At 72.5% G+C, this 18,839-nt stretch carries 17 protein-coding genes; 12 read left to right on the top strand and 5 right to left on the bottom strand.

Annotated elements, in window-relative coordinates; all coding sequences use genetic code 11:
• Window positions 1-109: 109 nt before the first annotated feature.
• Together AB0C99_RS12065 and AB0C99_RS12060 are read right to left on the bottom strand one after the other, a co-directional pair.
• Window positions 110-1,417 carry an alpha-2,8-polysialyltransferase family protein gene (locus AB0C99_RS12065; protein WP_362473184.1) on the bottom strand — a complete coding sequence of 436 codons (1,308 nt, stop codon included), beginning with the start codon at window positions 1,415-1,417 and terminating at the stop codon, window positions 110-112.
• Window positions 1,414-2,448, bottom strand: coding sequence for a glycosyltransferase family 2 protein (locus AB0C99_RS12060; protein WP_362473181.1), 1,035 nt, complete (start codon window positions 2,446-2,448; stop codon window positions 1,414-1,416). Before AB0C99_RS12060 ends, AB0C99_RS12065 begins: the two co-directional genes overlap by 4 nt.
• A gap of 199 nt (window positions 2,449-2,647) precedes the next feature.
• Between AB0C99_RS12060 and AB0C99_RS12055 the strand changes: the two genes are divergently transcribed.
• The 11 genes from AB0C99_RS12055 to AB0C99_RS12005 all read left to right on the top strand — a co-directional run bounded on the left by AB0C99_RS12055 (window position 2,648) and on the right by AB0C99_RS12005 (window position 16,025).
• Window positions 2,648-3,958 carry a DUF6716 putative glycosyltransferase gene (locus AB0C99_RS12055; RefSeq protein WP_362473178.1) on the top strand — a complete coding sequence of 437 codons (1,311 nt, stop codon included), beginning with the start codon at window positions 2,648-2,650 and terminating at the stop codon, window positions 3,956-3,958.
• Window positions 3,958-5,169: an acylneuraminate cytidylyltransferase gene (locus AB0C99_RS12050; protein ID WP_362473175.1), complete on the top strand. Its 1,212-nt coding sequence runs from the start codon at window positions 3,958-3,960 to the stop codon at window positions 5,167-5,169. The genes AB0C99_RS12055 and AB0C99_RS12050 overlap by 1 nt, the downstream gene beginning before the upstream one ends.
• Before the next feature lie 34 nt (window positions 5,170-5,203).
• Window positions 5,204-6,097, top strand: a complete 894-nt coding sequence (locus tag AB0C99_RS12045) for an N-acetylneuraminate synthase family protein (RefSeq protein WP_362473173.1) — start codon at window positions 5,204-5,206, stop codon at window positions 6,095-6,097.
• Complete coding sequence (locus AB0C99_RS12040) at window positions 6,094-7,284, top strand: hypothetical protein (RefSeq protein ID WP_362473171.1); 1,191 nt, start codon at window positions 6,094-6,096, stop codon at window positions 7,282-7,284. Before AB0C99_RS12045 ends, AB0C99_RS12040 begins: the two co-directional genes overlap by 4 nt.
• Window positions 7,285-7,400: 116 nt before the next feature.
• Entirely contained in the window at window positions 7,401-8,645 is a 1,245-nt protein-coding gene (locus AB0C99_RS12035; RefSeq protein WP_362473168.1) for an amidohydrolase, read from the top strand.
• A 319-nt stretch (window positions 8,646-8,964) separates the two neighbouring features.
• On the top strand, window positions 8,965-10,023 hold the full coding sequence (locus AB0C99_RS12030) for a BMP family ABC transporter substrate-binding protein (RefSeq protein WP_362473165.1): 1,059 nt from the start codon (window positions 8,965-8,967) through the stop codon (window positions 10,021-10,023).
• Window positions 10,024-10,140: 117 nt separating this feature from the next.
• Window positions 10,141-11,856: an ABC transporter ATP-binding protein gene (locus AB0C99_RS12025; protein WP_362473162.1), complete on the top strand. Its 1,716-nt coding sequence runs from the start codon at window positions 10,141-10,143 to the stop codon at window positions 11,854-11,856.
• Entirely contained in the window at window positions 11,853-12,971 is a 1,119-nt protein-coding gene (locus AB0C99_RS12020) for an ABC transporter permease (protein WP_362473159.1), read from the top strand. The genes AB0C99_RS12025 and AB0C99_RS12020 overlap by 4 nt, the downstream gene beginning before the upstream one ends.
• Window positions 12,968-14,230 (top strand): ABC transporter permease, encoded by a 1,263-nt coding sequence (locus tag AB0C99_RS12015; RefSeq protein WP_362473156.1) that lies wholly within the window; start codon window positions 12,968-12,970, stop codon window positions 14,228-14,230. Before AB0C99_RS12020 ends, AB0C99_RS12015 begins: the two co-directional genes overlap by 4 nt.
• A complete protein-coding gene (locus tag AB0C99_RS12010) occupies window positions 14,227-14,631 on the top strand; it encodes a cytidine deaminase (protein WP_362473153.1) in 405 nt (134 codons plus the stop codon). Before AB0C99_RS12015 ends, AB0C99_RS12010 begins: the two co-directional genes overlap by 4 nt.
• 116 nt (window positions 14,632-14,747) lie before the next feature.
• Window positions 14,748-16,025 (top strand): thymidine phosphorylase, encoded by a 1,278-nt coding sequence (locus tag AB0C99_RS12005; RefSeq protein WP_362473150.1) that lies wholly within the window; start codon window positions 14,748-14,750, stop codon window positions 16,023-16,025.
• 28 nt (window positions 16,026-16,053) lie between these two features.
• On the opposite strand, the gene AB0C99_RS12000 is transcribed toward AB0C99_RS12005, so the two are convergent.
• Window positions 16,054-16,701, bottom strand: coding sequence for an HAD family hydrolase (locus AB0C99_RS12000; RefSeq protein ID WP_362473149.1), 648 nt, complete (start codon window positions 16,699-16,701; stop codon window positions 16,054-16,056).
• A 69-nt stretch (window positions 16,702-16,770) separates the two neighbouring features.
• Between AB0C99_RS12000 and AB0C99_RS11995 the strand changes: the two genes are divergently transcribed.
• The gene (locus AB0C99_RS11995) at window positions 16,771-17,046 is read left to right on the top strand and encodes an STAS domain-containing protein (protein WP_362473146.1); all 276 of its coding nucleotides are present in this window, start codon (window positions 16,771-16,773) and stop codon (window positions 17,044-17,046) included.
• On the opposite strand, the gene AB0C99_RS11990 is transcribed toward AB0C99_RS11995, so the two are convergent.
• Window positions 17,047-18,012: a sigma-70 family RNA polymerase sigma factor gene (locus AB0C99_RS11990; RefSeq protein ID WP_362473143.1), complete on the bottom strand. Its 966-nt coding sequence runs from the start codon at window positions 18,010-18,012 to the stop codon at window positions 17,047-17,049.
• Window positions 18,013-18,104: 92 nt separating this feature from the next.
• Window positions 18,105-18,800, bottom strand: coding sequence for a L,D-transpeptidase (locus AB0C99_RS11985; RefSeq protein WP_362473140.1), 696 nt, complete (start codon window positions 18,798-18,800; stop codon window positions 18,105-18,107).
• Window positions 18,801-18,839: the final 39 nt, after the last annotated feature.

The raw sequence follows: 18,839 nt of genomic DNA, 5'->3' as shown, positions 1-18,839 counted from the left end.
TCGGCGTGCCGGGCGCACGCCCTCGTACTGGACGTACTTGGGCTTGTGCCCGGTGCGCCGAGAGTGCGTGCATGGCGTCGCGAGGCAGACGGGAGGGTGACGACAGGACCTAGCCGCCCAGGGCCCGTCGCTTCAGTTTCAGGGCGCGGCGGGCCAGGCGGCGGATCCTCGGGTGGCGGGGGACCGGGAGGCCGCCGGGCAGGCCGAGCGAGGTGAGGCGGCGGCGGGTGAAGTGGTGCCGGGTGCGGGCCGCGAGCGGTCCGGCCAGGTGCCGTACCGCCGCCTCGCGCAGGTCCGCCCGTACCTTCGGCTGCATCGCGAAGCCGACGGCGGCGACCAGCCCGGCGAGGTCCTCGGCGGCCGGCGGCGGCCCGTCGCCGTCCCCCTCCTCCAGGGCGGGGACCAGCGCGTCCACCAGGACCAGCGGGATCCGGTTGCTGTTCTGGTACGGGGTGAGCCGGGCCAGCAGCGGGCGGGTGCCCACGCGGGCGGCGGGGATCCCGTAGAAGGCGCTCGCGGTGAGCAGCGCGGTGGAGAAGCAGCCCACCACCAGCGCGGGCCGCAGCTCCCGGTACAGCACCTCGGCGAGCACCGGGCGGTCCAGCACCGTCAGCTCGGCGCCGAGCGCCTCCGCCTCCCGGACCAGCGCCCGCGACCAGGCGTCGGGCGCGGTCGGGTGCGGCTTGAAGACCAGGCGCCGGTGGCCCCGGGCGACGGCGCCGCGGACCATCCGCAGGTGCAGCTCGCCCTCCTCCTCGGCGGTGAGCAGCGAGAGCGCGGCGAGGTACTGGCCGAGCAGCAGCGCGGGGCCCTCCTCGCGGGCGGCGGGCCCGGCCAGCTCCTCGACGACCTTGGTGAACGCCTCCGTCGGCACGGTCTCGGCGACGGCGCCGAACTCGCCGAGCAGCAGCGGGTCGAGGCCGGGCACCAGGTCGAGGTGGAGCAGCCGGCGGACCCGCTCGCCGACCAGCGGGTCGATCTTGTTGCGGGTGGGGCCGTAGCTCATCAGGCCGTCCGCGTACACGTGGATCGCGGCGTCCGGGAGGAGCTGGGCGATCGTCAGGGCGGGCGCGACCTGGAGCGACTCCAGGACCAGCTCGATCCGGTCGGTGCCGAGCCCCCACAGCAGCCGCAGATGGCGCTGGAGCAGGGGCAGGTCGTCGGGGCGGGGGGTCCAGCCGGCCGGGTGCAGCGGCTCGATCACCGCGTTCCAGTCGAGGACGGTGTCGAAGCGCCCGCGCAGCCGCTCGAAGCCGGGCATCTCGTCGAGCGGGGTGGCGGTCTCGGGGACGGCGGCGTTGGTGCAGACGAGCAGCAGGCGGCGCTCGGCGGGCGGGAAGCAGCCGCTGTCGAGGGCGGCGGCGAGGGTGGCGGCGCCGTAGAGGGTGGAGGCGCAGAAGATCTGGGTGGTGCTCATGCCGCACCCGCTTCCTTCAGCGCTGCGGGCGCGGCCGGGGCAGCCGGGGCGGCGGGCGCGGCGGCGGCCGGTCCGGGCCTGCGGCGCCGGAGCCTGCGCAGGGCGCCCGCGCGCTCGTCGCCCATCGCGGCGAGCGCCTCGCCGAGCACGTCCTGGGGGAGGCGGCGCAGCGCTCCCGCGCTCATCGCCTTCAATTTCCGCGCCACTTCCGGTTCGAATCGGGCCGTGTTCCCGAGGTGGTGGGAAATCACCGCGCAATAGGTGCGGACGGCCTTCGGGAGAAGCCGGTCCGCGTCCGGGTCGTTCATTGTCTCCTCGATCACCTGGTCGAATGCGCGAAGGAAATCGAGTTGTCGTTCATCGCCGATCTGCGTGAGCGAGGTGGCGACCCCGCGCCGGTAGAAGATTCCGAGTTCACCGCTGACCGCGAAGGATTCCGTCTCCCGGTGCAGCCGCCAGATCCACGGCCGGTCCTCGGCCGTCCGCAGCCCGTGCGGGAAGTGCAGCAGCCCCCGGTCGAGCAGCCGCCGGCGGTAGAGCCCGGCCCAGGCGTACGGGTAGTCCACCGAGGTCGTGCGGTCCGCCGGCAGGATCGCGTCGCGCGGGCGCAGCACCTCCCCGCGCCGCCCCACCGGCACCCGCCGCACCGAGCGGGCTCGGCCGCTCACCCGGACGTGGTCGGTGCGCAGGAAGTCGCAGCCGAGCCGGTCGAGTTCGGCCACCAGCCGGGTGTACAGGCCCGGCGCCAGCCAGTCGTCGCCGTCCAGGAAGGCCAGGTACTCGCCCCGGGCCGCGTCCAGGCCGGTGTTGCGGGCGGTCGCCAGGCCCTCGTTGCGCGCGTGCCGCAGGAGCACGGCCCCCGGGAGTTCGCGCGCGGCCCGGTCCAGGAGCTCGGCGGTCCCGTCCGTCGAACAGTCGTCGACCAGCAGGAACTCGAAGTCCTCGCGGGCGTTGGCGCGCAGGCTTCGAAGGGCGTCGGGGGCGTATGTCTGCACGTTGTAGAACGGCACGACGACGGAGAGCTTCACCACCCGGCCGACGCTAAGGGCCGCCCCGGCATTCGTCCTGACCGCGAGAGGGATGCCCGGTGAACACGAAGCGGCGGGCCCCTTAACCACCCCGCGCCGCCCCCTCTTCCTGTCCGTTTCCCGCAATGCGTCATGGTGCTGTTAACCCTTTGTTGCGGCCCAGTTGGGCCGCGAATCCCCCGGCCCTCCTAGCGTCCTCGACGTGCCATCACGTACCGATCGAGCGGCGCGCGTCGCCGTACTCGCCGATTCCGACACCCGGTGGAAATGGGGCGTGCTCACCGCCCGCAGAATCACCACCGGAACCCCCGCGGGCCGGGCGTTCGAGGAACCCGCCGGATTCGTCCTGCGCGGCCGGGCCACCCCCACCGCGCGGCAGCTCGCCGAGACCGGCGTGTCGGACACGGCCCCGCGCGAGGTGACCGGCGCGGAGTTCCTGCGCGAGGTACGCGACGGCGGCTACGACGTGATCGTGCTCGCCCTCGTCGGCGGCACCGTACGGGCCATGCTCCAGGGCCTCCGCGACCTCGGCGACCTCGGCGGCCCCGCCTCCGGCCGGCGCCCGGTGGTCGTCACCGGCTATGTCGGCGTCGTCTACGAGAAGCTCGCCGACGGCCTGCTGCTGCGCCACGGCGCCGACGTCGTCCTCGCCAACTCCCGCCACGACGCCGAGCGTTTCCGCGCCGTGTACGAGGGGGTCGGCGCGGGCGCGGAGTCCGTCGTCGAGGCGGCCCTGCCCTTCCTCGGCGGCGCCCCGCACACCCCGGTCCCCGGCCGCGACACCCTGGTCTTCGCCGCCCAGCCCTCCGTCCCGGTCACCCGCGCCGAACGCGCCTACGTGCTGCGCCGGCTGGTCGCCCACGCCCGGCTGCGCCCCGACCGCGAGGTGCTGCTCAAGCTGCGCTCCAAGCCCGGCGAACACACCACGCACCTGGAGGAGTTCCCGTACCAGAAGCTGGCGCGCGAGCTCGACGCCCCCGCCAACTTCCGCCTCGTGTACGGGCACATGGGCGAGGTCCTGGACCGCACCGACCTGCTGGTCACCGTCTCCTCCACGGCCGCCCTGGAGGCCCTGCACCGGCGGATCCCCACCGCGGTCCTCACCGACCTCGGCGTGCGCGAGGCGCTCGGCAACCACCACTTCCTCGGCTCCGGCCTGCTCACCTCCTTCGACCGGCTGGACCGGGGCGAGGCCCCGCAGCCCGACCAGGAGTGGCTGGCCCGCCAGGGCGTCGCCGCCGACACCCCGTACGAGCGGGCCTTCGACGAGGCCCGCGCCCGGGTCGCCGCGCTGCTCGACGGGCCCCCGCCGCCGCCCCTCGCCCCGTACTACACGGACGAGACCGCGGGCGGCTACCTGCCCGCCGTCCTCGCCCGCCACCGGCTCGACCTCACCGCGCCCGAGCCCCGCGAGAGCGGGGTGCGCCGGATCGTCCGCGAGGCGGCGCGCGGCGCCTACCGCCACGGCGTGCAGCGGGTGGCCCCCGTCATCCGCCGGCTGGGAGAGATCTGATGACACCGCAGCGGCCGACCGTCCTCGCCGTGATCCCCGCCCGGGGCGGCTCCAAGGGCGTCCCCGGCAAGAACCTGGCCACCGTCGCCGGGCTGCCGCTGGTCGCCCGCGCCGTCCGTGCCTGCCTCGGCGCGCCCCGGGTCACCGACGTCGTCGTCTCCACCGACGACCCCGCCGTCGCCGAGGCCGCCCGCTCCTTCGGCGCCGAGGCCGTCCAGCGCCCCGCCGCGCTCTCCGGCGACACCGCGAGCAGCGAGTCCGCCGTCCTGCACGCCCTGGACGCCTTCGAGGCCACCGCGGGCCGCCGCCCCGACGTCGTCCTCCTCGTCCAGTGCACCAGCCCCTTCCTCACCCCGGACGAGATCGACTCCGCCGCCGGCGAGATCACCTCCGGCGCCGCCGACACCGCCTTCACCGCCGCCCCCTCGCACGGCTTCCTGTGGCGGGACGCCCCCGAGGGCACGGGCGCCACCGGCGTCAACCACGACAAGGCGCACCGCCCCCGCCGCCAGGACCGCGAGCCCGAGTACCTGGAGACCGGCGCCGTCTACGCGATGGCCGCCGAGGGCTTCCGCACCCACCGGCACCGCTTCTTCGGCCGCACCGCCCTCGTCGTCACCGACCCCGCCCGGGTCCTGGAGATCGACGACCCGCACGACCTCGCGCGGGCCCGCGTCCTCGCCCCGCTGCTCGACACGGCGCCCGTCCCGTCGCTCGCCGATGTCGACGCCGTGGTCCTCGACTTCGACGGCACCCAGACCGACGACCGCGTCCACATCGACGCCGACGGGCGCGAGTTCGTCTCCGTCCACCGCGGCGACGGCCTCGGCATCGCCGCCCTGCGCCGGGCGGGCGTCCCGCTGCTGATCCTCTCCAGCGAGGCCAACCCCGTCGTCGCCGCCCGCGCCCGCAAGCTGCGCATCCCCGTGCTGCACGGCGTCGACCGCAAGGACCTCGCCCTCAAGCGCTGGTGCGACGAGCAAGGCGTCGACCCCCAGCGGGTCCTCTACGCCGGCAACGACGTCAACGACCTGCCCTGCTTCCACCTCGTCGGCTGGCCCGTCGCGGTCGGCAGCGCCCACGACTCCGTACGGGCCGCCGCCCGCGCGGTCACCGAGACCCCCGGCGGCTTCGGAGCGATCCGCGAGATCGCCGCCTGGCTCCTCGGACCCGAGCTCCACACCCCCGCCGCCCTCCCCTCGATCTCCTGATCACCCGATCACCCGATCACCCGAAGGAACCCTCATGAGCTCCCGCCTCCGCACCCTCGGCAGCAAGACCGCAGGCCCGGGCCGCCCCGTCTACATCACGGGCGAGATCGGCATCAACCACAACGGCGACCTGAACAACGCCTTCGCCCTCATCGACGCCGCCGCCGAGGCCGGCTGCGACGCGGTCAAGTTCCAGAAGCGCACCCCCGAGATCTGCACCCCGCGCGACCAGTGGGACATCGAGCGCGACACCCCCTGGGGCCGGATGACCTACATCGACTACCGCCACCGCGTCGAGTTCGGCGAGGACGACTACCGCGCCATCGACGCGCACTGCCGCAAGCGCGGCATCGACTGGTTCGCCTCCCCGTGGGACACCGAGGCCGTCGCCTTCCTGGAGAAGTTCGACGTCCCCGCCCACAAGGTGGCCTCCGCCTCCCTCACCGACGACGAGCTGCTGCGCGAGCTGCGCGCCACCGGCCGCACGGTGATCCTCTCCACCGGCATGTCCACCCCGAAGCAGATCCGGCACGCCGTCGAGGTCCTCGGCAGCGACAACATCCTGCTCTGCCACGCCACCTCCACGTACCCGGCCAAGGCCGAGGAGCTCAACCTGCGCGTCATCCAGACGCTCCAGGAGGAGTACCCGAACGTCCCGATCGGCTACTCCGGCCACGAGACCGGCCTCCAGACCACGCTCGCCGCCGTCGCCCTCGGCGCCGCCTTCGTCGAGCGCCACATCACCCTCGACCGCGCCATGTGGGGCTCCGACCAGGCCGCCTCCGTCGAGCCCGGCGGCCTGACCCGCCTGGTCCGCGACATCCGCACCATCGAGACCGCCCTCGGCGACGGGGTCAAGAAGGTCTACGAGTCGGAGCTCGGCCCCATGAAGAAGCTCCGCCGGGTCCCGGGACTCGTCGCCGCATGACCGGGCAGCTGGCGTTCGTCGAGAGCCCGGTCCAGCTTCTGAACGTCCTGGAGTGGGCCCACGCGGCCGCCGCCCAGGACCCGCCGCGGCTGCACGCGGTCCCGCCCCAGCCGACCCGCCGCACCCCGGCCCCGGCGGGCCCCGGCCAGGGCGGGCACGGGCCCGCGCCCGGCCCCGTACCCGGTCCCGGTCCCGCGGGGGGCCCCGGCGGCGACGGCGCGCCCGCCCCCGCCGCCCCCCGCGACCTCACCGTCGTCGTCCTCTCGCCCACCGACCCGATGTCCCGCGGCCAGCTGCGCCGGATGGCCCAGCTCGCCCGGGACGAGGGCCTCACCGTGAAGTGGCAGGACGCCCGCCAGGGCCGGGGCGCCCTCGTCCGCACGCTCCGGGAGCTCGCCGGGCCGCTGCGGGCGGCGGACCGGGTGATCGTCGGGGACCCCTTCTCGCGCTACGTCCAGCTGCTGCTCACCCTCTTCGGCCCCCGCCGGGTCACCGTCGTCGACGACGGCACCGCCACCATGGAGTTCGCCGCCCAACTCGCGCGCGGCGAGCGCCTGGTGCGCTGGCACCGGCGGGGCAGCGGCCGGGGCCCGCGCGAGCTGGTGCTCGCCCCGGTCACCTCGATGGCCCGCCGCAAGCTGGCCCCCGGCCGGCACCGCACCGTGGAGATCTTCACCTCGCTCCCGGTCGAGCCGCCGCCGGGCACCACGGTGCTGGTGAACGACTTCTCCTGGACCCGGTCCCGGTTCGGCCCGCCGCGGCTGACGAGGGGCGCGGACCTGGTCGGCACCTCGCTGGTGGAGACCGGCGTCGTCGACCCCGACGAGTACCTGCGGGCCGTCACCGTGCTGGCCCGCACCCACGGCGCCACCCGCTACTTCGCGCACCGCCGCGAGAGCGCCGAGAAGCTGCACCGGATAGCGGTGGAGACCGGCCTGGAGGTGGTCCGCCCCGATCTGCCGCTGGAGCTGATCGCCCGCCGCGGCCCCATCGGGCGCACCGTCGTCAGCTTCCCGTCCACGGTCGTGCACACCCTGCCGCTGGCCCTGGCCGGCACCGGGGTGAAGGTCGCCGTCTGCGAGATCGCCCCCGAGTGGCTGCGGGAGAACGCCTCACCGCGCGCCCAGGGCTTCCTCGCGGGGGTCGCCGGGACCGCGACCCGCACCGAGAGGCTCGAATTCGGGTAAGCGTACCCACGGAGGGTGACCGTCATGCCCACGGAACGAGTTTTCTTTCCCCTATCGGGCTGAACTTTTCGTGATCAACGGGCAGTTGATCTCTCTGGGGGCCTACCCTTCAAAAGGTGAACCAGTTGAAGTCCCGTGAGCCCGGCCCCGACGCGGCGCCCGCAGCGCTGCCCGGAACGCTGTCCGACCCGCTGCGCCGTGAACTGATCGCGTTCCGCCGGGACTTGCACATGCACCCAGAGCTCGGCAACCAGGAGTTCCGCACCACCGCCGCGATCGTGAAGCGCCTGGAGGCGGCCGGTCTCGCCCCCCGGGTGCTGGCCGGCGGCACCGGTCTGACCTGCGACATCGGCAGCTGGGACGGCCGGCGGCCGATGCTGGCGATCCGCGCGGACATCGACGCGCTCCCCATTCCGGACACCAAGTCCGTGGCCTACCGCTCCACCGTGCCCGACCGCGCCCACGCCTGCGGCCACGACGTGCACACCACCACGGTCCTCGGCGCCGGCCTCGTCCTCGCCGAGCTGGACCGGCAGGGCCGCCTCCCGGCCCCGGTGCGGCTGATCTTCCAGCCCGCCGAGGAGGTGCTGCCCGGCGGCGCCGCCGACGCGATCGAGGCCGGGGTGCTGGACGGGATCGGCCGGATCATCGCCGTGCACTGCGACCCCCGCGTGGACGCGGGCCGGATCGGGCTGCGCGCCGGGCCCATCACCTCCGCCTGCGACCGCCTGGAGGTCACCCTCGACGGGCCCGGCGGCCACACCGCCCGCCCGCACCTGACCACCGACCTGGTCACCGCCGCCGCCCGGGTCGCCGTCGACGTGCCCGCGGTCCTCGCGCGCCGGGTGGACGCCCGCTCGGGCCTCTCCATCACCTGGGGCCGGATCGACGCCGGGCACGCCTGCAACGTGATCCCGCAGCACGCCGAGCTCTCCGGCACCGTCCGCTGCCTGGACCTGCCCGCCTGGCGCGAGGCCCCGGACCTGGTGCACGCGGCGATCGACGAGATCGCGGGCCTGCTCCGGGCCAAGACCACCATCGACTACGTCCGCGGCGTCCCGCCGGTCGTGAACGACCCGGTCGTCACCGAGCTGCTGCGGGACGCGATGGCCGCCCGGCGCGGCGCGTTCGCGATCGAGGACACCGAGCAGTCCCTCGGCGGCGAGGACTTCTCCTGGTACCTGGAGCACGTCCCCGGCGCCATGGCCCGGCTCGGCGTCCGGGCCCCCGGCGACACCCGGGTGCGCGATCTGCACGCCGGGGACTTCGACGTGGACGAGGCCGCCATCACCGTCGGCGTGGAGCTCTTCACCGCCGCGGCGCTGCTCGACGCGACCCCCGGGACCGGCCTCGGGCGCTGACCCCGCGCGGGCGGAACGGCTGGTTTTCGCAGAAGCCCCGAATACCGGGCATTAAGTACGACTTAATGCCCGGCCGCACCCCGTTCCGCCGTCCGGCCGAGCCCCCGGCGTGTCGGTTCCGGGCCCGGCCCCCAGGCCCGTACCAGCGTGTATGACGGGCCGTGTCGGGCCGGACGCCGGGGGTGGTCGGTTGGCTGGTTCGCGTCGATCCGATAACGACTCATGAACGGGTCTTTAACTGACATCTACGCGCGTTACGATCGCCGCGAAACCAGCGCCGGAAGAGGCGCTTTCGGTCAGTCTCGAAGGGACCCTCCTCTTGCGCCGGATCACCAGGATCACCACGGTAGGCATCGCCTCCGCGGCCCTCGCCCTGTCCGCCACCGCCTGTGGCAAGTCGTCGACGGACACCGGTTCGAGCCCCAGCTCCTCCGCCGGTGCCACCAAGGCCGCCATCGCGTACGACATCGGTGGCCGCGGCGACCAGTCGTTCAACGACGCCGCCTACGAGGGCCTGAAGAAGGCCGAGGACGAGCTCGGCGTCAAGGGTGCCGAGGCCGAGCCGTCCGAGGGCGAGGGCGACGCCGACAAGGTGCAGCGCCTGACCGCTCTGGCCCGCGCCGGGAACAACCCGGTCATCGGCGTCGGCTTCGCCTACGCCCCGGCCATCGAGAAGGTCGCCAAGGCGTACCCGAAGACCACCTTCGGCCTCATCGACGACACGTCGAAGACCGGCCCGAACATCGCCAACCTCGTCTTCAACGAGGAGCAGGGCTCCTACCTGGCCGGCGTCGCCGCCGCCAAGGCGTCCAAGACCGGCAAGGTCGGCTTCATCGGCGGTGTCGAGGTCCCGCTGATCAAGAAGTTCGAGGCGGGCTTCACCCAGGGCGTCAAGGCCACCAACCCCAAGGCCGAGGTGCTCACCCAGTACCTGACCCAGCCGCCGAACTTCGACGGCTTCTCCAAGCCCGACCTCGGCAAGGCCGCCGCGCAGGGCCAGCTCGACAAGGGCGCCGACGTGATCTACGCGGCCGCCGGTCTCGCCGGCTCCGGCGCGATCGAGGCCACCTCGAAGGCCGGCAAGTGGGCCATCGGCGTCGACTCCGACCAGTACAACCAGAAGGGTCTGGCCGCCTACAAGGACAGCATCCTCACCTCGGTCACCAAGGACGTCTCGGACTCCGTCTTCAACCTGATCAAGTCGGTCAAGGACGGCAAGCCGCAGACCGGTGAGATCCGCTACGGCCTCGCCACGGACGGCGTCGGCCTGGCCGACTCCAACCCCGCCTACAAGAAGATGACCGAGCTCATCGCCGCTGTCGACCAGGCGAAGAAGGACATCGTCGACGGCAAGATCACGGTCAAGACCACGCCGTAACGGCACCAGGTCACGACCTGAGCCCGGGGCCCGGTCCCAGTGGCACCGTCCACTGGCACCGGGCTGCGGGCGCATTCCCGTACGGGTTTTCAATTTTCGGCAGCGCTACGCGTGTAGATGTCACACCGGCACGATAACTTCGCCCCGCCCTGCCCCTCCGCTCCCGCTCCTTCCGGCCAAGGAGAGTGCGCCATCAACGCGTCCAGCCCCCCTGCCGTCGAACTCCACGGCATCACCAAGCGGTTCCCCGGCGTCGTCGCCAACAGGGACATCGCCATCACCGTCCGCAAGGGCACCGTCCATGCCCTCATCGGCGAGAACGGTGCCGGCAAGTCCACCCTGATGAAGATCCTCTACGGGATGCAGAAGCCGGACGAGGGCACCATCGCCATCGACGGCGAGCAGGTCACGTTCGCGAGCCCGGGTGACGCCATCGCGCGCGGCATCGGCATGGTGCACCAGCACTTCATGCTCGCGGACAACCTCACCGTCCTGGAGAACGTCGTCCTCGGCGGCGAGAAGCTCTACGGCATCGGCGGCAAGGCCCGTCGGAAGATCCAGGAGATCTCCGACGCGTACGGCCTCGGGGTCCGCCCCGACGTCCTCGTCGAGGACCTCGGCGTCGCCGACCGGCAGCGCGTGGAGATCCTCAAGGTCCTCTACCGAGGCGCCAAGATCCTCATCCTCGACGAGCCGACCGCGGTCCTCGTCCCGCAGGAGGTCGACGCGCTCTTCGACAACCTGCGCGAGCTCAAGTCCGAGGGCCTGACCGTCATCTTCATCTCGCACAAGCTGGGCGAGGTCCTGAAGGTCGCCGACGACATCACCGTCATCCGCCGCGGTACCACGGTCGGCACCGCCGACCCGAAGACCGCCACCACCAAGCAGCTCGCCGAGCTGATGGTCGGCACCGAGCTGCCCTCGCCGGAGACCCGCGAGTCGACGGTGACGGACGTCCCGATGCTCCAGGTGACGGGCCTGTCCCTCGTCGAGTCCGGGGCCGCCGCCACCGCGCCGCTGACCACCGCCGCGCCCGCCGACCCGGCCACCGTGGTGGAGGTGCACGACGAGGCCGTCGCCGGCCGCAGGCTGCTCGACGACGTCTCGTTCACCATCCACAAGGGCGAGATCCTGGGCATCGCCGGTGTCGAGGGCAACGGCCAGACCGAGCTCATCGAGGCCCTGATGGGCATGAACAGCCCCGACGCGGGTGTCATCAGCCTGGACGGCACCGACATCTCCAAGGTCTCGGTCCGCAAGCGGCGCGAGGGCGGCATCGGCTACATCCCCGAGGACCGGCACCGCCACGGCCTGCTCCTGGAGGCCCCGCTCTGGGAGAACCGCATCCTCGGCCACGTCACCGAGGAGCCCAACTCCAAGCGCGGCATCCTCGACCCGAAGGCCGCCCGCAAGGACACCGAGCGGATCGTGCGCGAGTACGACGTGCGCACCCCCGGCATCGAGGTCACCGCGGCCTCGCTCTCCGGCGGCAACCAGCAGAAGCTGATCGTCGGCCGCGAGATGAGCCACAACCCCAAGTTCCTGATCGCCGCCCACCCCACCCGCGGTGTGGACGTCGGCGCGCAGGCGCAGATCTGGGACGCGATCCGCGACGCCCGCCGCGAGGGCCTGGCGGTGCTGCTGATCTCCGCCGACCTGGACGAGCTGATCGGTCTGTCCGACACCCTCCGCGTCATGTACCGCGGCAAGCTGGTCGCCGACGCCGACCCCGCCACCATCACGCCCGAGGAGCTGGGCTCCGCCATGACCGGCGCGGCCACCGGCCACCTCGAAGGCGCCGAAGAGCACCCCGAAGACGGTGACGCCCGATGATGAAAATCGACAAGGACAAGCTGATCATCGGGGCCGCGGGTCCCGTGCTCGCCCTGGTCACCTCGTTCGTCCTCACCGTGCTGGTGCTGCTCGCGACGGGCCTCGACCCGATCGAGCCGATCCAGCTGATGATCGAGAACGCGGCGTACTCGGACGTCCAGGTCCTGATCATCAACCAGACCGGGATCTACTACCTGGCGGCCCTGGCCGTGGCCGTCGGCTTCCGGATGAACCTCTTCAACATCGGCGTCGACGGGCAGTACCGCCTGGCCGCGATGATCTCGGCCGTCGTCGGTGCCGCGGTCACGCTGCCCGGTCCGCTGCACATCCTGCTGATCGTGCTGGTCGCGATGCTCACCGGTGCCGCCTGGGCCGGTGTCGCGGGCATCCTGAAGACCACCCGCGGGGTCTCCGAGGTCGTCTCGACGATCATGCTCAACGCGATCACCACCGCGCTGGTGGCCTGGCTGATCCTGCCGAAGAACTTCGGCGTCCAGCCGGCCGGCTCCAACAACCTCACCACCGGCGACATCGCCGAGTCCGGCTGGTTCCCGGGCATCGACATGGGCGAGGGCAACGGCACGATCTACGGCTTCACCTTCGTCGCGCTCGCGCTCGGCGTCGTCTACTGGTTCGCGCTCAACCGCACCAAGTTCGGCTTCGACCTGCGCGCCACCGGCGCCAGCGAGTCCGCCGCGCAGGCCAGCGGCGTCGACGCCAAGCGGATGATCCTCACCACGATGCTCATCTCCGGCGCGCTGGCCGGCCTGTCCGGCATGCCGACGCTGCTGGGCGAGACCCACACGTACAGCCTCGACTTCCCGGTCGGCGTCGGCTTCACCGCCATCGCCATCGCGCTGCTCGGCCGCAACCACCCGGTCGGCATCCTCTTCGCGGCGCTCCTCTTCGCGTTCCTGGACAAGGCGTCGAGCTCGCTCGACACCGCCGGGTACCCGAAGGAGATCACCCAGATCATGCAGGGCATCATCGTGATCGCCGTGGTCGTCTCCTACGAGCTCGTCCGCCGTTACGGCCTCCGCCGCCAGCAGCAGAAGGTCGGCGAGCAGCTCGCCGCCGGCGGCGCCATCAAGACCGACAAGGAGGTGGCGGCATGAGCACCGGCACCGTCGCCAAGCCGAGCGCCGCGCCCAAGAGCGCCGGGCGCCGCAAGCTGACCTGGCCCTGGATCCTGCTGATCGTCGCGGCCGCTCTCGTCCTGTTCTCGCTGGTCCGGGTCGTCTCCGGGGCCTCCGACCTCACCTCCGTCGGCCAGGTCTCCGGCGCCCTCCAGCTCGCCGTGCCGATCGGCCTCGCCGGTCTCGGCGGCCTGTGGGCCGAGCGCGCCGGTGTCGTCAACATCGGTCTCGAAGGCATGATGATCCTGGGCACCTGGTTCGGTGCCTGGGCCGGCTACCAGTGGGGTCCCTGGACCGGCGTGCTCGTCGGCATCCTGGGCGGCGCCATCGGCGGCCTGCTGCACGCGATCATCACCGTGACCTTCAACGTGAACCACATCGTCTCCGGTGTGGCGATCAACATCCTCGCGGTGGGCTTCACCCGCTACCTGTCGAACTTCACCTTCGGCGAGGCCGAGGGCGGCTCCTCCAAGCAGTCCCCGCGCATCGACCAGATCACCCAGATCACGGTGCCAGGGCTCTCGGACTGGCTGCAGGACCTCCAGCAGAAGCACTGGTTCCTGATCTCCGACATCGCCGGCATCCTCGGCGGCCTGGTCACCAACCTGTCGCTGCTGACCGTGGTCGCGATCCTGCTGATCCCGGGCACCTGGTGGCTGCTGTGGCGGACCTCCTTCGGCCTGCGGCTGCGCTCCTGCGGTGAGAACCCGGTCGCGGCCGAGTCGCTCGGTGTCAACGTCTACAAGTACAAGTACATCGCCGTCACCGTCTCCGGCGGCCTGGCCGGTCTCGGCGGCGCGTTCCTCGCGATCGTCGCCACCGGCATCTACCAGGAGGGCCAGACCGGCGGCCGCGGCTACATCGGTCTCGCCGCGATGATCTTCGGCAACTGGATGCCGGGCGGCATGGCGATGGGCGCGGGCCTCTTCGGCTTCACCGACAGCCTCAAGCTGCGCGGCGGCGCCGAGAACGTGCACGCCCTGCTGCTGCTGGTCGCGCTGCTGCTTGTGATCGCCATGCTGTGGCAGCTGTACAAGAAGAAGTACGTGGTCGCGGGCATCTCCGCCGCCTTCGCCGCCGGCTTCTTCCTCTGGTACGCGTTCACCGACGAGGTCCCGAGCCAGTTCGTGGACGCCGCCCCGTACGTCACCACGCTGCTCGTGCTGGCCCTGTCGGCGCAGCGGCTGCGGATGCCGAAGGCGGACGGCCTGCCCTACCGCAAGGGCCAGGGCAAGTGACGACGCCCCTCGCGGAGTCCGGCTGGGAGGCCCTGCGGACGGCGGCGCGCGCGGCGATGGCCCGCGCGTACGCCCCGTACTCGGGCTTCCCGGTCGGCGCGGCGGCGCTCGTGGACGACGGGCGGACGGTCTCCGGCTGCAACGTGGAGAACGCCTCCTTCGGCCTCGGGCTGTGCGCCGAGTGCGGCCTCGTGTCGCAGCTCCAGGCCACCGGCGGCGGCCGGCTGACGCACTTCGTGTGCGTGGACGGCAGCGGCGGCCCGCTGGTCCCGTGCGGTCGCTGCCGGCAGCTGCTGTACGAGTTCGGGGGCCCCGAGCTCGTCCTGGAGACGCCCGCCGGCCTGATCACGCTGGCGGAGATGCTGCCGCAGGCGTTCGGCCCGGAGCACCTGAGCAAGTAGGACGCAGGAGCGGCCCTTCCGCCACCATGGAAGGGCCGCTCCGGCCTTCCCACGAGTACCACCCTTCTCCTAACCCCTCTCTTCACCCCTCTATGCGCGTAGAAAGAGGCTCCACCATGGACGTCATCTCCGTCATCCGCACCAAGCGGGACAAGGGCGAGCTGAGCCCCGAGCAGATCGACTGGGTCATCGACGCCTACACCCGCGGCGAGGTCGCCGACGAGCAGATGTCCGCCCTGGCCATGGCGATCCTGCTCAACGGCATGAACCGCGACGAGATCGCCCGCTGGACCGCGGCGATGATCGCGAGCGGTGAGCGCATGGACTTCTCCTCCCTCTCCCGCCCCACCGCCGACAAGCACTCCACCGGCGGCGTCGGCGACAAGATCACCCTGCCGCTCGCCCCGCTGGTCGCCGCCTGCGGCGCGGCCGTGCCGCAGCTCTCCGGCCGGGGCCTCGGCCACACCGGCGGCACCCTCGACAAGCTGGAGTCCATCCCCGGCTGGCGGGCGCTGCTCTCCAACGAGGAGATGCTGCACGTCCTCGACACCACGGGCGCGGTCATCTGCGCGGCGGGCGACGGCCTGGCCCCCGCCGACAAGAAGCTGTACGCGCTGCGCGACGTGACCGGCACGGTCGAGGCGATCCCGCTGATCGCCTCCTCGATCATGTCGAAGAAGATCGCCGAGGGCACCGGCTCGCTCGTCCTCGACGTGAAGGTCGGCACCGGCGCCTTCATGAAGACCATCGAGGACGCCCGCGAGCTGGCCTCCACGATGGTGCAGCTCGGCACCGACAGCGGCGTGAAGACGGTCGCGCTGCTCACCGACATGTCGACCCCGCTCGGCCTCACCGCGGGCAACGCCCTCGAAGTCCGCGAGTCCGTGGAGGTCCTGGCGGGCGGCGGCCCGGCGGACGTCGTCGAGCTCACCGTCGCCCTGGCCCGCGAGATGCTGACCGCGGCCGGCATCACCGACGCCGACCCGGCCAAGGCCCTCGCGGACGGCTCCGCGATGGACGTCTGGCGCCGCATGATCCAGGCCCAGGGCGGCGACCCGGACGCGGCCCTCCCGGTCGCCCGCGAGCAGCACGTCCTCACCGCCCCGTCCTCGGGCGTCCTGACCCGCCTGGACGCGTACGACATCGGCGTCGCCGCCTGGCGCCTGGGCGCGGGCCGCGCCCGCAAGGAGGACCCGGTGCAGGCCGGCGCGGGTGTCGAACTGCACGCCAAGCCGGGCGACACGGTCACCGCGGGCCAGCCGCTGCTGACCCTGCACACGGACACCCCGGAGAAGTTCGACTACGCCCTGAAGTCCCTGGCCGCGGCCTGGGACATCGCCCCGGCGGGCACCCCCTTCACGGCGAACCCGATCGTGCTGGACCGCATCTCCTGACCCCGGGTCCCGACCCGGAGGACAGGCGCTAGCCGAGCAGTCCCACCAGCTCCCGCATGTCCTCGAAGACCACCGTGCCCGGGCCCGCCAGCCGGGGCGCGGTGGTCAGGCCGCCCGCGTAGCCGAAGGCGCGCATTCCGGCCGCGCGGGCGGCCGCGACGCCGTACGGGCTGTCCTCCACGACGGCGCAGCGCTCCGGCGGGACGCCCATCGTGGCGGCGGCGTGCAGGAAGAGGTCGGGGGCCGGCTTCGGGCGGGGCACGTGCCGGGCGCTGAAGATCCGGCCCTCGAAGCGGTCGAGCAGGCCGGTGCGGGTGAGGTTGGCGCGGATGCTCTCGGGGCTCCCGTTGGAGGCGAGGCAGAAGGGCACGTCCAGGGCGTCGAGGACCTCGGTGACCCCCTCGACCACCGTCAGCTCCGCGTCCAGCGCGTCCTCGTACCGCTGCCGGAACGGGCGCTGCCAGTCCGCGGCCAGCGGGCGCCCGGCCCGCTCGGACACGAGCTCGGTGAGCCGCCCGTGGGAGACGCCTATGAAGAGCTCCGCCATCTCCTCCTCGGTGAACTCCGCGCCCACCTCCGCGAAGACCTCCCGGTCCACCCGGCAGTACACCCGCTCGCTGTCGACCAGCACGCCGTCGCAGTCGAAGATCACCAGTTCGACACGATCATGAGTCATGGGCCGAGCCTACGGGGCGCCCGGAAGCGCCCCGCGATGAGTTGCGGGCCCCGCGGGGGTCCACCTGGTGTGGACAGTCTTCGAACGCTCGAACTGCGGCTCACCGGCCGCCCCGCCCCGGAGCAGGTCGCCGGGCTCTGCGCGCTGCTCGCCGCCGCCGAGCCCGCCGACGTCGTCTGCGAGCTCGCCGGGCTCGACCCGCCCGGCGGCCTCGCCGCCGTCGACGCCCTCGCCCGGCTGCGGCTCGCCGCCCGGCGGCGCGGGCACCGGCTCACCTTCCGGGGAGCCGGGCCCGAGCTGCGCTCCGTACTCGGCCTGGTCGGCCTCGGCGGGCTGCTGTGCTGATCAGGCGGCGGGCAGCCGCTCCGGCAGGTCGAACAGCGGGAACCAGCGCTTGGTGTCCAGGAAGAAGTCCATCCCGCCCACCTTCCCGTCGTGCAGCTGGAGCACGATCAGCGCCCACGGGGCGAAGCCGCCCTCCGGGTCCGGGTGGTAGTGCGCGAAGGCCGGCTGCCCGTTCGCCACGGTCGCCACCAGCTTCGAGCCGCGGCAGACCTCGCCGACACCCAGCATCCAGCCCACGATGTCGTCGTGGCCGCGCAGCCACAGGTCGTAAGGCGGCATGGACATCGTCGCGTCCTCGTGGAGGATCGCGGTCAGCGCCTGCATGTCGTAGCCCTCGAAGGCCGCGACATAGCGGTCCAGCAGCGCCTTCTGCTCCTCGTCCAGCGGATTCGCCGCGTCCGAGGCGGCCGGCGCCTGCTCGGCCAGCGTGGCGCGGGCCCGCTGGAGCGCGCTGTTGACCGAGGCGACGGTGGTGCCGAGCAGCTCGGACACCTCGACCGCCTTCCAGGCCAGCACCTCGCGCAGGATCAGCACCGCCCGCTGCTTCGGCGGCAGGTGCTGGAGCGCCGCCACGAAGGCGAGCCGCACGGTCTCCCGGGACACCGCGGTCTCCGCCGGGTCCGCCACCGAGGGCAGCACCCGCCCGTCCGGCACCGGCTCCAGCCAGGTGATCTCGGGCCGCTCGTTGAGCCGGGCCTGGGCGACCGGGGTGGGCTCCGACAGGTCCATCGGCCGGGCCCGGCGGTTGCCCGCGCTGAGCGAGTCCAGGCACACGTTGGTGGCGATCCGGTAGAGCCAGGAGCGGAGCGAGGAGCGCCCCTCGAAGGAGTCGAGCGCGCGCCAGGCGCGCACCATGGTGTCCTGCACCGCGTCCTCCGCCTCGAAGGCGGAGCCGAGCATCCGGTAGCAGTAACCCGTCAGCTCCGTACGGTACTTCTCAAGGTCTTCGGTCAGCACGTCCGTCATCGGTCCACCCCACTCGCCCCTCACCGGCACCGTGGTCGGGGCCGATGAGGGGAAGCTACCGCAGGGCACCGACATCGCGGGGCCGTCCCGCGTCACGTGCCCGGCTTGCGCCCGTACACGTACACGTCGTCACCGTTCCTGAGCAGGTTCCAGTACGCCTTGGCGTCGGCCGACCGCATGTTCACGCAGCCGCCCGAACCCGGCGGGTTCCACATGGACTTGGTGGTCGAGTGGAACGCCTGGCCGCCGTCGAAGAACTGGGCGTACGGCATCGACACGTTGTACAGCGTCGACCAGTGGTTGATGTTGCGCCAGTAGATCTTCTTGGCGCCGGTCCGGGTCGGCGAGGCCGCCTTGCCGGTGCGCACCGGCACCGGGCCGTACTTCAGCTTCGCGCCGTCCTGGATCCAGCTGAGCTGCCGGGTCAGGTCCACGCAGGCGATCCGGCCCTTGTTCGTCGGGCACTTGCGGTCCTTGTTGGGATTGGTCCCCGCGGCCCGCTGCGCCAGCATCGTGGACATCGTGCGCCAGGTGACCGTCCCGGCGTACCCCGCCGAGGGCGTGATGCCGTGCTTGAGCTGGAAGTTCTGGATCGCCTTGCAGTCGGTGGACGACTGGCGCCCGTCCACCGGCCGGCCGAGGAACTTCTCCACCTGCTTCTGGTACGGGCCCGCCGTCGCGTTGCAGGACGCCGCCGCCGCGGGCGCGGCGCCGATCGCCACCGTCGCCGGAACGACCAGCGCGGTGACCGCGAGGCCGATGCCCGCTCTCCTCCGTATCGCCTTCATATCTGTCAACTCCCCCTTGAGTCCTGCCTTTACGACGCT

The sequence above is a fragment of the Streptomyces sp. NPDC048659 genome (assembly GCF_040650575.1).
GTDB lineage: Bacteria > Actinomycetota > Actinomycetes > Streptomycetales > Streptomycetaceae > Streptomyces.
This window is presented reverse-complemented; position numbering and strand designations above follow the sequence as displayed.

Bases quoted from the DNA above. Each gene is read 5' to 3' on its own strand.
- AB0C99_RS12065 (WP_362473184.1), bottom strand. From the start codon at position 1,417: ATGAGCACCACCCAGATCTTCTGCGCCTCCACCCTCTACGGCGCCGCC.
- AB0C99_RS12050 (WP_362473175.1), top strand. From the start codon at position 3,958: ATGACACCGCAGCGGCCGACCGTCCTCGCCGTGATCCCCGCCCGGGGC.
- AB0C99_RS12045 (WP_362473173.1), top strand. From the start codon at position 5,204: ATGAGCTCCCGCCTCCGCACCCTCGGCAGCAAGACCGCAGGCCCGGGC.
- AB0C99_RS12040 (WP_362473171.1), top strand. From the start codon at position 6,094: ATGACCGGGCAGCTGGCGTTCGTCGAGAGCCCGGTCCAGCTTCTGAAC.
- AB0C99_RS12025 (WP_362473162.1), top strand. From the start codon at position 10,141: ATGTCACACCGGCACGATAACTTCGCCCCGCCCTGCCCCTCCGCTCCC.
- AB0C99_RS12020 (WP_362473159.1), top strand. From the start codon at position 11,853: ATGATGAAAATCGACAAGGACAAGCTGATCATCGGGGCCGCGGGTCCC.
- AB0C99_RS12015 (WP_362473156.1), top strand. From the start codon at position 12,968: ATGAGCACCGGCACCGTCGCCAAGCCGAGCGCCGCGCCCAAGAGCGCC.
- AB0C99_RS12005 (WP_362473150.1), top strand. From the start codon at position 14,748: ATGGACGTCATCTCCGTCATCCGCACCAAGCGGGACAAGGGCGAGCTG.
- AB0C99_RS12000 (WP_362473149.1), bottom strand. From the start codon at position 16,701: ATGACTCATGATCGTGTCGAACTGGTGATCTTCGACTGCGACGGCGTG.
- AB0C99_RS11990 (WP_362473143.1), bottom strand. From the start codon at position 18,012: ATGACGGACGTGCTGACCGAAGACCTTGAGAAGTACCGTACGGAGCTG.
- AB0C99_RS11985 (WP_362473140.1), bottom strand. From the start codon at position 18,800: ATGAAGGCGATACGGAGGAGAGCGGGCATCGGCCTCGCGGTCACCGCG.